The organism is Pantoea graminicola, assembly GCF_048452665.1.
Lineage (GTDB): Bacteria > Pseudomonadota > Gammaproteobacteria > Enterobacterales > Enterobacteriaceae > Pantoea.
This window is the reverse complement of sequence record NZ_JBLWSJ010000004.1, coordinates 463,547-474,595: the sequence shown is the minus strand read 5'-3', so window position 1 is coordinate 474,595 and position 11,049 is coordinate 463,547. Positions and strand designations below refer to the sequence as shown.

11 protein-coding genes and 1 other annotated feature are annotated in these 11,049 nt (G+C 55.4%); of the genes, 5 read left to right on the top strand and 6 right to left on the bottom strand.

The features are described 5' to 3' along the window. Positions 1 to 231 precede the first annotated feature (231 nt). The 3 genes from clpB to rluD form a co-directional block, all read right to left on the bottom strand. On the bottom strand, positions 232 to 2,817 hold the full coding sequence (clpB, locus tag ACNY69_RS12885) for an ATP-dependent chaperone ClpB (protein ID WP_199560033.1): 2,586 nt from the start codon (positions 2,815 to 2,817) through the stop codon (positions 232 to 234). A 113-nt stretch (positions 2,818 to 2,930) separates the two neighbouring features. Then, on the bottom strand, positions 2,931 to 3,659 hold the full coding sequence (yfiH, locus tag ACNY69_RS12880; protein ID WP_293770302.1) for a purine nucleoside phosphorylase YfiH: 729 nt from the start codon (positions 3,657 to 3,659) through the stop codon (positions 2,931 to 2,933). Next, positions 3,659 to 4,636 (bottom strand): 23S rRNA pseudouridine(1911/1915/1917) synthase RluD, encoded by a 978-nt coding sequence (gene rluD, locus ACNY69_RS12875; RefSeq protein WP_111141460.1) that lies wholly within the window; start codon positions 4,634 to 4,636, stop codon positions 3,659 to 3,661. The genes yfiH and rluD overlap by 1 nt, the downstream gene beginning before the upstream one ends. A gap of 129 nt (positions 4,637 to 4,765) precedes the next feature. Here rluD and bamD point away from each other — a divergent pair, with 129 nt between their 5' ends. From bamD to pheA, 4 genes are all read left to right on the top strand, one after another. Then, the gene (gene bamD / locus ACNY69_RS12870; RefSeq protein ID WP_111141459.1) at positions 4,766 to 5,497 is read left to right on the top strand and encodes an outer membrane protein assembly factor BamD; all 732 of its coding nucleotides are present in this window, start codon (positions 4,766 to 4,768) and stop codon (positions 5,495 to 5,497) included. A gap of 282 nt (positions 5,498 to 5,779) precedes the next feature. Next, positions 5,780 to 6,115, top strand: coding sequence for a ribosome-associated translation inhibitor RaiA (raiA, locus tag ACNY69_RS12865; protein ID WP_111141458.1), 336 nt, complete (start codon positions 5,780 to 5,782; stop codon positions 6,113 to 6,115). Positions 6,116 to 6,203: 88 nt separating this feature from the next. Then, positions 6,204 to 6,328, top strand: a sequence feature (Phe leader region). Then, on the top strand, positions 6,205 to 6,252 hold the full coding sequence (gene pheL, locus ACNY69_RS12860; RefSeq protein ID WP_193555295.1) for a pheA operon leader peptide PheL: 48 nt from the start codon (positions 6,205 to 6,207) through the stop codon (positions 6,250 to 6,252). It overlaps the preceding feature by 48 nt. A 22-nt stretch (positions 6,329 to 6,350) precedes the next feature. After that, entirely contained in the window at positions 6,351 to 7,514 is a 1,164-nt protein-coding gene (gene pheA / locus ACNY69_RS12855; RefSeq protein ID WP_111141457.1) for a bifunctional chorismate mutase/prephenate dehydratase, read from the top strand. Positions 7,515 to 7,555: 41 nt separating this feature from the next. Here the strand turns inward: pheA and tyrA are convergent, their stop codons facing one another. Both tyrA and ACNY69_RS12845 read right to left on the bottom strand, forming a co-directional pair. Further along, positions 7,556 to 8,677, bottom strand: coding sequence for a bifunctional chorismate mutase/prephenate dehydrogenase (tyrA, locus tag ACNY69_RS12850; RefSeq protein WP_418798578.1), 1,122 nt, complete (start codon positions 8,675 to 8,677; stop codon positions 7,556 to 7,558). Positions 8,678 to 8,682: 5 nt separating this feature from the next. Continuing rightward, positions 8,683 to 9,762 (bottom strand): 3-deoxy-7-phosphoheptulonate synthase, encoded by a 1,080-nt coding sequence (locus tag ACNY69_RS12845; protein ID WP_367395743.1) that lies wholly within the window; start codon positions 9,760 to 9,762, stop codon positions 8,683 to 8,685. Positions 9,763 to 10,051: 289 nt separating this feature from the next. Here ACNY69_RS12845 and ACNY69_RS12840 point away from each other — a divergent pair, with 289 nt between their 5' ends. Further along, entirely contained in the window at positions 10,052 to 10,588 is a 537-nt protein-coding gene (locus tag ACNY69_RS12840; protein WP_111141454.1) for a GNAT family N-acetyltransferase, read from the top strand. A gap of 98 nt (positions 10,589 to 10,686) precedes the next feature. On the opposite strand, the gene rplS is transcribed toward ACNY69_RS12840, so the two are convergent. Further along, positions 10,687 to 11,034 carry a 50S ribosomal protein L19 gene (gene rplS / locus ACNY69_RS12835; protein WP_111141453.1) on the bottom strand — a complete coding sequence of 116 codons (348 nt, stop codon included), beginning with the start codon at positions 11,032 to 11,034 and terminating at the stop codon, positions 10,687 to 10,689. Positions 11,035 to 11,049: the final 15 nt, after the last annotated feature.

The window sequence follows — 11,049 nt, the reverse complement described above, 5'->3', positions numbered from 1 at the left end:
TTCAGAAGTTTTCTCCGGCGGCGCAGTCTCCTGTGCCTTCAACGCGCTTCCCGTTGCCGGTGTGCCGTGTTGATGGAGGCGCATTATAGGGAACGGTTCAGATAGCGCAAGCGTAAACTACAACTTTTTTACCAACCGTTCACTTTGCACCCAATAAGCGGCAAAAGTAAGCAAAAAGCCCACAAAACGCCAAAAAAAACGGGCCAGCGGCCCGTTTTTTGACGCACCCACTTACTGGTGGGCAGTGATCGTGTTGTTTTCCACATCCATTTCGATGGTTTTGCCGGGAACCAGCGTGCCAGCCAGAATCTGCTGCGCCAGCGGGTTCTCGATCTGCTGCTGTATCGCCCGTTTCAGCGGACGCGCACCATACACCGGATCATAACCGTTTTCGGCCAGCAGTCGCAGCGCCTCATCCGAGATATGCAGCTGATAGCCCCGCTCTTCCAGACGCTTGTACAGCCGCTGCAGCTGGATCTGCGCGATAGACGCAATATGTTTCTCAGCCAGCGGATGGAACACCACCACTTCATCAATACGGTTAATGAACTCAGGACGGAAATGCTGTCCGACCACGCCCATGACGATCTCTTTCATCTCCGGGTAACCGAGGTCGCCAAACCGCTCCTGGATCAGATCTGACCCCAGGTTAGAAGTCATGATCACCACGCTGTTGCGGAAATCGACCGTCCGTCCCTGCCCATCGGTCAGACGTCCGTCATCCAGCACCTGCAGCAGAATGTTAAAGACATCCGGATGCGCCTTCTCGACCTCATCCAGCAGGATCACGGAATAGGGCCGGCGACGCACCGCTTCCGTCAGATAGCCACCCTCTTCATAGCCCACATATCCCGGAGGGGCACCCACCAGCCGTGACACCGAGTGTTTTTCCATAAACTCGGACATGTCGATACGTACCATCGCATCGTCACTGTCGAACAGGAAGTTCGCCAGCGATTTGCACAGCTCGGTTTTACCGACCCCGGTCGGACCCAGGAACAGGAATGAACCGATGGGCCGGTTAGGATCGGACAGACCGGCGCGACTGCGGCGGATGGCATTCGAAACCGCTTCCACCGCCTCATCCTGTCCGATGACCCGGCCATGCAGATCCTGCTCCATGCGCAGCAGCTTATCGCGCTCCCCTTCCATCATTCGTGCCACAGGAATACCGGTCCAGCGCGCCAGCACATCGGCGATTTCCACATCCGTTACGCGGTTGCGCAGTAACTTCATGGTTTTGCCTTCCGCCTGGGTCGCGGCTGCTAACTGTTTTTCCAGTTCCGGGATCCTGCCGTACTGCAGCTCCGACATCTGAGCGAGATCGCCCTGACGACGGGCCTGCTCTAAATTCAGACGCGCCTGCTCCAGTTCAGCCTTGATGTTCTGGGTACCGGAGAGTGAAGCTTTCTCTGTCTTCCACTCATCTTCCAGCTCGGCATATTCACGCTCTTTCTGGCTGAGCTCCGTCTCCAGCATTTCAAGACGTTTAATGCTGGCATCGTCCGCCTCTTTCTTCAGCGCCTGCTGCTCCAGCTTCAGCTGAATGATGCGACGCTCCAGTCGATCCAGAGATTCGGGCTTCGAGTCCATCTGCATACGAATGCTGGAGGCAGCCTCATCGATCAGGTCAATCGCTTTATCGGGCAACTGACGATCGGCGATGTAACGATGAGAAAGCGTGGCCGCCGCGACAATCGCCGGGTCGGTGATCTGCACATGATGATGCAGTTCGTAACGCTCTTTCAGGCCGCGCAAAATGGCGATGGTATCTTCCACGCTCGGCTCGGCCACAAAGACCTTCTGGAAACGGCGCTCCAGCGCGGCATCTTTTTCGATGTACTGGCGGTATTCATCGAGTGTGGTCGCACCGACACAGTGGAGTTCACCCCGGGCCAGCGCAGGCTTAAGCATGTTGCCCGCGTCCATTGCGCCGTCGGCTTTACCGGCACCCACCATAGTATGCAGTTCGTCGATAAACAGAATGACGTTGCCTTCCTGTTTTGACAGGTCGCTCAGCACGCCTTTCAGACGCTCTTCGAATTCGCCGCGATATTTCGCCCCGGCCACCAGCGCCCCCATATCCAGCGCCAGTACCCGACGGCCCTTCAGCCCTTCAGGCACTTCGCCGTTAATGATGCGCTGCGCCAGTCCTTCAACAATCGCGGTTTTACCTACACCCGGTTCACCAATCAGCACCGGGTTATTTTTTGTCCGGCGCTGCAGCACCTGGATGGTGCGGCGAATCTCTTCGTCACGGCCTATCACCGGATCGAGTTTGCCTTTCTCTGCCCGCTCGGTGAGATCGATAGTGTATTTCTTCAAAGCCTGGCGCTGATCTTCAGCCCCCTGATCGTTCACGTTGTCCCCTCCCCGCATCTGCTCAATCGCACTGGTGATTTTTTCGCGCGTGGCACCCGCTGCTTTGAGCAGGTCGGCCAGTGAGCCGCGTGATTCCAGGGCAGCCAGAACAAATAATTCGGATGAAATAAAGTTATCGTTGCGCTTCTGCGCCAGTTTGTCGCACAGGTTCAGTACCCGCACGAGGTCAGATGAGGGCTGCACATCCGCTTCGCTGCCTTCTACCTGTGGCAGACGATCGATAGCCTGCTCGACCTGAGCGCCAAATGGCGCGACGTTAATACCCGCCGAGGTCAGTAAAGGTGAAACGGATCCGCCCTCCTGTCTGAGCAGTGCGCTCATCAGGTGCAGAGGTTCAATGAATTGATTATCGTGTCCCAGAGCCAGGGACTGCGCGTCGGCGAGGGCCAGCTGAAATTTGTTGGTAAGACGATCCAGACGCATAATTCCTCCCATTACAGGTCAAAATGCTACTGGAGATTAGATGAGGTCATCCCTCAAATTTTCAAGGTTAATGACCTGAGATTTGAGTAAAAAATGCGCTAACTGGACCGTCTTATGGCGTAAGGTTATAACAGCCAGATCAAAGTTGCCATACGTCCGGTTATCCCATCGCGACGGAAGGAGAAGAAATCGTCACGCTGCGTATAGGTACAACGGGGGTCGGCACTGATGGAGTGTACACCCGCAGCCTGTAACCGCATCCGGGCCAGCATCCAGATATCGGCATAAAAGCGATCGCCCGCCGGACGAAAAGCCGCGCCGGCGTGTGCGTCCTGCGCAACAAACGCCTGCCGCACCTCGGCACCGACCTCAAACGCATCGGGCCCGATGGCCGGTCCAAGCCAGGCATGAATCTGCCCGGGCGGTGAACGAAACTGTGCCAGTGTATTTTCCAGCACGCCCGCGCAGAGTCCGCGCCAGCCTGCATGTGCCGCCGCCACTTCGTGCCCGTCCTGCGAGCAGAACAGCACCGGCAGGCAGTCAGCGGTCATGATGGCACAGACAGTGCCGGGCTGGTCGGTGATACAGGCATCCGCACGCAGTGGCGCACTTCCCCCTGCCGTCAACCGCACAACATCGGTGCCGTGAACCTGATCCAGCCACTGCGGCATGGCGGGCAACCCCGCGTCTGTCACCAGACGCTGTCGGTTCTGCGCCACCGCCTCGGGATTATCTCCAACGTGCCCGCCGAGATTCAGTGCGTGCCAGGGCGGGACGCTCACCCCTCCCTGGCGCTGTGTTGAGCAGGCCCGGACACGGCGTGGCGCGGGCCATTGCGGCGTGATCAGCTCCATCACCAGTCCATCTGGTCCTTAAACTCTTCGGTATCCGCTTTCAGGGCCGCAATGAGATCGACCATATCCTGCGGAAGCGCGGCGTGAAACTCCATTTCGATCCCGCTGATAGGATGATAGAGACGCAGCATGGTGGCATGCAGCGCCTGGCGATCGAATCCACGCAGCGCGCTGATAAAAGCTTCTGACGCGCCTTTTGGCGGACGCGGACGGCCACCGTACAGCGGATCGCCCACCAGCGGATGGCTGATGTGCGACATGTGCACGCGGATCTGGTGCGTACGGCCGGTCTCCAGACGCAGACGCAGACGGGTATGTGCGCGGAAGTGCTCCATAATGCGGTAGTGCGTCACCGCCGGTTTGCCCATCGGATGGACCGCCATATGGGTGCGTTTGGTGGAGTGACGGCTAATCGGCTGCTCTACCGTACCGCCTGCGGTCATCGTGCCAATCGCGACCGCCTCATATTCACGGGTGATTTCGCGGCGCTGCAGTGAGTCCACCAGATGGGTCTGAGCGGGAACGGTTTTCGCCACCACCATCAGCCCGGTAGTATCTTTATCCAGACGGTGTACGATGCCCGCGCGCGGCACATCCCTGATCGCAGGATAGTGATGCAGTAAGGCGTTCAACACCGTGCCATCCGGATTACCGGCGCCAGGGTGCACCACGAAGTCACGCGGTTTGTTGATGACGATGATATCTTCATCTTCGTAAACGATGTCGAGTGGCAGGTTCTGCGGTTCCCAGCGCTGTTCCTCCTCGATCTCAGCGTCAATCGCGACCAGCTCGCCGCCCAACACTTTTTCTTTCGGTGTCTCTACCATCACACCGTTTACCGTCACGCGACGATCGAGGATCCACTCTTTTATGCGAGAACGTGAATAATCAGGGAACAATTCCGCCAAAGTCTGATCTAAGCGTTGTCCGAGTTGTGATTCGGATACCGTTGCGGTGAGTTGAACTTGTTGTGCCATATACAGCTTCTTCGTTAACGTTGGGTTTTCACGGCGATGCCGTTTAATATAATGTGCTATCGTACCTGGTCATTACCGGGAGCTATACGGACAGCTTCCGCCATAACATTTGAGGATAATCACTTCGTCATGACGCGTATGAAACATCTGGTGGCTGCTGCCACACTGAGCCTGGCACTTGTTGGTTGTTCCGGCTCAAATGACGCGGTACCGGACAGCCCGCCTTCTGAAATCTATGCCACAGCGCAGCAAAAGCTGCAGGACGGTAACTTTAAAGCTGCGATTAAGCAACTGGAAGCGCTGGATAATCGTTATCCGTTCGGTCCTTATGCGCAGCAGGTTCAGCTGGATTTAATCTACGCGTACTATAAAAATGCCGATCTGCCCCTGGCGCAGGCTGCCATTGCCCGCTTTATGCGTCTGAATCCAACGCATCCGAACATTGACTATGTCATCTATATGAAAGGTCTGACGGATATGGCGCTGGATGACTCCGCGCTGCAGGGCTTCTTTGGTATTGACCGTTCTGACCGGGATCCGACGCACGCCCGTGACGCTTTCCGCGACTTCGCCCAGCTGCTGCGGAATTACCCGAACAGCCAGTATGCGGCCGATGCGCAAAAACGTCTGGTCTACCTGAAAGATCGCCTGGCCAAATATGAGCTCTCAGTGGCGCAATTCTATACTAAGCGTGAGGCCTATGTCGCGGTTGTTAACCGTGTTGAAGGGATGATGCGCGATTATCCGGATACGCAGGCCACTCATGACGCCCTGCCGCTGATGGAAAATGCCTACCGCAATCTGCAGCTGAACGCTGAAGCCGACAAAGTGGCGAAAATCATCGCCGCGAATAACAGCTGATAGCCCGACCGGGTTTCAGACACAAAAAAAAAGCAGCCTGCGATGGCTGCTTTTTTTGCTCACAGAACAGTCAGATTTGGATCTGATCGCTGCGTGTCAACTCATCAAGCATGCCCTGTTAATCGTTTCGCTTCAAGCCATTTCAGCCCGTTTCTCTGCCTTTCTCGCAGAATGATTCTGTTGACAAAAAGTGACATTTTTACGTGACCGGAATCTCACATTTACCGTTTTTTCGCGCTATGCTGAAAGGACCAAGACGGAAATGACAGAGAGGTAAGCATAATGATTCTGAACATTACCAGTAAACAAATGGAGATCACCCCGGCAATCCGAAGCCATGTTGAAGACCGTCTCGCCAAGCTGGAAAAATGGCAAACCGACCTGATTAATCCGCATATTGTCCTGTCCAAAGAGCCCAAAGAATTCGTGGCCGACGCCACTATAAACACACCAAACGGGACCCTTGTCGCCAGTGCCAAGCACGATGATATGTATACCGCCATCAACGATTTGATCGCGAAGCTCGAACGTCAGCTGAATAAGGTTCAGCACAAGTCTGAAGCGCGCCGTGCCAGTGCCAGCGTAAAAGACATCATACCCGCTGGCGAAGAGTCCTGATTTTGCTAACGCGCCTCCGGGCGCGTTTTTTATTGACAGCTTTTGAGCAGTACGGTTACTCTCAGTCCACTCTCTCTTCGGACGTTATAATGAAACCTGACCTGTTTTTCTTCGCTTTCTTTTTTACCTTCCCCTGAACGGGAGGCCATTCGTCGTGTGAGAATGAAAGCGAAGACGAACAACGAAGCCTCCCAACCGGGAGGCTTTTTTATTGGATAGCATACAGGTGAGCCCTATGAATCCCGACAATCCATTGCTGGCGCTACGCGATAAAATCAGCGCAGTGGATAAAAAACTTCTGACGCTACTGGCCGAGCGTCGTCTGCTGGCCGTGGAAGTGGCACAAGCGAAGCTGGCGACGCATCGCCCGATTCGGGATGTGGAGCGTGAACGCGCGCTGCTGGAAAATCTGATCGTGCTGGGAAAAGCACACAAGCTGGATGCCCACTATATTACCCGCCTCTTTCAGCTGGTGATTGAAGATTCCGTCCTGACTCAGCAGGCGCTGCTGCAAAAAAACCTCAACCATCCGCATGCGCATGCCGCCCGTATCGCCTTCCTGGGCCCGAAAGGATCCTATTCCCATCTTGCCGCCCGTAACTACGCCTCGCGCCATTTTGACAGCATGGTGGAGTCGGGCTGCCTGAAGTTTCATGACATCATCAAACAGGTCGAAAACGGCGTCGCTGACTACGCGGTGATGCCGATTGAGAACACCAGCTCCGGTTCGATCAACGACGTGTATGATTTGCTGCAACAGACCAGTCTCTCTATCGTGGGCGAGCTGACCCTCCCTATCGATCACTGCGTGCTGGTAAACGGCCCGACCGACTTACAGCAGATCGAGACCGTCTACAGCCACCCTCAGCCTTTCCAGCAGTGCAGCCAGTTTATTAACCGCTTCCCGCACTGGAAAATCGAATACACCGAGAGCACGGCGGCTGCGATGGAGAAGGTGGCGGCGCTTAACTCCCCCACCGTCGCGGCGCTGGGCAGTGAAGCCGGAGGCGAGCTGTATCAGCTGCAGGTGCTGGAGCGCAATCTGGCTAATCAGCAGCAGAACCATACCCGCTTTATCGTGCTGGCGCGTAAAGCGATCGAGGTCTCCGATCAGGTTCCGGCCAAAACCACCCTGATTATGGCAACCGGTCAGCAGGCGGGTGCGCTGGTTGATGCGCTGATGGTGCTGCGCCAGCACAACCTGATTATGAGCAAACTTGAGTCCCGCCCGATCAATGGCAATCCGTGGGAAGAGATGTTTTACATTGATGTGCAGGGTAATCTGCAATCGGAACGGATGCAGCAGGCGCTTCAGGAACTGAAAACCATGACCCGCTCACTGAAGGTGCTGGGCTGCTATCCCAGCGAGAATGTGGTGCCGGTGGAACCGGGCGAATAAAAAAAGAAAAGGCATCCGCAGGGATGCCTTTTTCAGTTCAGTCAGGGACGGCTGTCATTCGCCGAGCGTAGCAGGCTCCGGCTTTCCACCAGGAAGCGTTTTGCGTGATCGCCAAACCACTCTTCTACCCGGTTAAAGCTGGCAATAAAGGCCTGCTTGTCGCCCTGCTCCAGTAAGGCAATCGCTTCACCAAACCGCTGATAGTAACGTTTTATCAGCGCCAGGTTACTCTCTGATGACATGATGATGTCCGCATAGAGCTGCGGGTCCTGAGCGAACAGCCGCCCGACCATCGCCAGCTCCAGCCGGTAGATTGGCGAGGAGAGCGCCAGCAGCTGATCCAGGTTGACGTTCTCTTCCGCCAGATGCAGACCATAAGCGAAAGTAGCAAAGTGACGCAGCGCCTGAATAAACGCCATGTTCTGGTCATGCTCTACCGCGCTGATGCGATGCAGACGTGCGCCCCAGACCTGAATCTGCTCCAGGAACCACTGATACGCTTCCGGCTGGCGGCCATCACACCAGACCACCACCTGTTTAGCCAGGCTGCCGCTGTCCGGACCAAACATCGGATGCAGACCCAGTACCGGGCCGCTATGCGCCGCCAGCATCGCCTGCAGAGGCCGGTTCTTAACCGACGCCAGATCGACCAAAATACAGTCTTCAGGCAGAGGCGGCAGCTGAGCGATAACCTGCTCAGTCAGATGGATCGGTACGCTGATAATCACCATGCCGGTATCACTGAGCAGCGCATCGGCCTGCGCCCAGTCCTCTTTATCCAGCGTTTTGACCGTGTAGCCTGAGAGTCCGAGCATTTTTTCAAACAGTCTGCCCATCTGACCCTTGCCGCCGACGATCACCACCGGACGCAGTTCAGGACACAGGGTTTTGAAGCCTTTGTCATTCTCGCTGGTATAGGATTCGCGCATCACGCGGCGCAGCACATCCTCGATCAGATCCGGTGGCACACCCAGTGCTTCCGCCTCTTTCCGGCGGGAAGCCAGCATGGAGGCTTCGCGCTCCGGCACGTAGATGGGCAGACCGTAGCGGCTTTTGACCTCGCCGACTTCGGCCACCAGCTCCAGTCGTTTTGCCAGCAGTTCCAGCAGCGCTTTATCCACACTGTCAATTTGATCGCGTAACGCGGTCAGTTCAGCCACCATTACTCTTACACCTCTTGTGACAGACGCGCCGACAGCACTCCCTGCAGATCCTGATGCATTCCACGCAGCAGCGTTTCAGTCACTTCCCAGTTGATGCAGGCATCGGTGACGGAAACGCCATATTTCATTTCGCTGCGTGGCTGCTCAGAAGACTGGTTACCTTCATTGATGTGGCTTTCCAGCATCAGACCAATGATTGACCGGTTCCCATCTTTAATCTGCGCAATAGCGGATTCCGCTACGCCAGGCTGACGGCTGTAGTCTTTATTCGAATTACCGTGGCTGCAATCTATCATTAAGGCCGGACGCAGTCCCGCCCTGAGCATCTCTTTTTCACACTGTGCGACATCTTCCGGACCGTAGTTGGGCGCTTTACCACCGCGCAGGATGACGTGACCATCCGGATTGCCCTGGGTCTGCAACAGACAGACCTGACCGGCCTGATTGATGCCGACAAAGCGGTGCGGCATTGCGGCGGCACGCATCGCGTTAATCGCGGTGCCCAGACTGCCATCGGTACCATTCTTAAAGCCTACCGGCATCGACAGGCCCGACGCCATCTCACGGTGTGTCTGTGATTCTGTAGTACGGGCGCCAATCGCAGACCAGCTGAACAGATCACCCAGATATTGCGGGCTGTTGGGATCCAGCGCTTCGGTCGCCAGCGGCAGGCCCATTTCCACTAGGTTGACCAGCAGCTGGCGCGCAATGTGCAGACCCGCTTCCATATCGAACGAGTTATCCATGTAAGGATCGTTGATCAGTCCTTTCCAGCCGACGGTGGTGCGCGGTTTTTCGAAGTAGACGCGCATCACGATATAGAGCTGATCTTTGAGCTGTACGGAGAGACTCTGCAGACGACGCGCATAATCCAGTGCCACTTCCGTGTCGTGAATGGAGCAGGGTCCGCATACCACCAGCAGACGCGGATCACGCCCGGCGATGATGTCAGAGATTGTCTGGCGCGAAGCCGCAATCTGATCCTGCTGTTCAGCGGTCAGTGGAAATTTCGCTTTCAGCTCTTCAGGCGTGATTAAGACCTGTTCACCGGCGATATGCACATTGTTCAGCGCGTCTTTTTGCATGATGGCGATCCTTTGGCTCGTATTGGCAGTCGTGGACTCCTCGTTGAGGAATGCAGACACTGTATCACATTAGATACAGCGTGCAAGATAAGGTGTACATATTTATTACCATTGCTATACTCAAGCCTGATTAAATATTAATTAATCATTATTAAACATGTAATTATAAAAAAATTCATTCACTCCTCTGCCAGTAATATAGTAAACATAAGTTTACACAGCAGGCCATTGGTGTTTCTGTTGGTTGCAGGCAGAATAAAGATATTCATTCCTGAACCGGGTCAATGACATGCTCCCTTCCCCGCTGGATCTTCATCTGCGTCCGTTCCTGTTAGAAGATGTTCCCGCCTTTACGACTGCGGTTAACGCCTCACTCGACAGCCTGATCCCCTGGATGGCCTGGGCGCATCATGACTATCAGCCTCATGAGGCGGAAAGCTGGATACGCTTTACCCACTGGCAACGCCTGCGGGAAGAAGCGGAAGAGTTTGCGATTGTCGACCAGCATGACCAGCTGCTGGGCGGCGCGGGGATACGCTTTGCCCGTCACCCGGGCGACACCAGCGCCATCGGCTACTGGGTGCGCAGTGACGCCCAGCGTCAGGGGATCGCCAGCCGCGCAGTCGCCACATTGCTGCCGCTGGGTTTTTCACGTCCGGAAACGCGGGTGATCGAGATTCTGGCGGCAGAGGAGAATCTGGCCAGCCGGGGTGTGGCGGAGAAGTGTGGAGGCCAGTTTATTGGCTGTCGCTATGGTCTGATCGTGTTAAAAGATGGGCCGGTGAATACCGCGATTTATCATTTTCAGCGTCCGGAGGCCGGATAGCTGCTGCCATCTGGCTGACACCTGCACATAAAAAAGGGGCTGGCATCACGCCAACCCCTTGTTTGCTATTAACTTTTAGATGTCGCGTTAGCGATACCTTAGTTAAGACGCTCTTTAATACGAGCAGACTTACCAGTACGCTCACGCAGGTAGTACAGTTTGGCTTTACGCACAGCGCCACGACGTTTAACAGCGATGCTGTCAATAACCGGCGAGTGAGTCTGGAATACACGCTCAACGCCTTCGCCGTTAGAAATTTTGCGAACAGTGAATGCAGAGTGCAGACCGCGGTTACGAATAGCGATAACCACGCCCTCGAATGCCTGCAGACGTTTTTTAGAACCTTCAACGACCCATACTTTCACTTCCACGGAATCACCCGGGCGGAAGGAAGGTACGTCCTGTTTCATCTGCTCTTGTTCAAGTTGCTTGATAATGTTGCTCATAATTAAATCTCATAT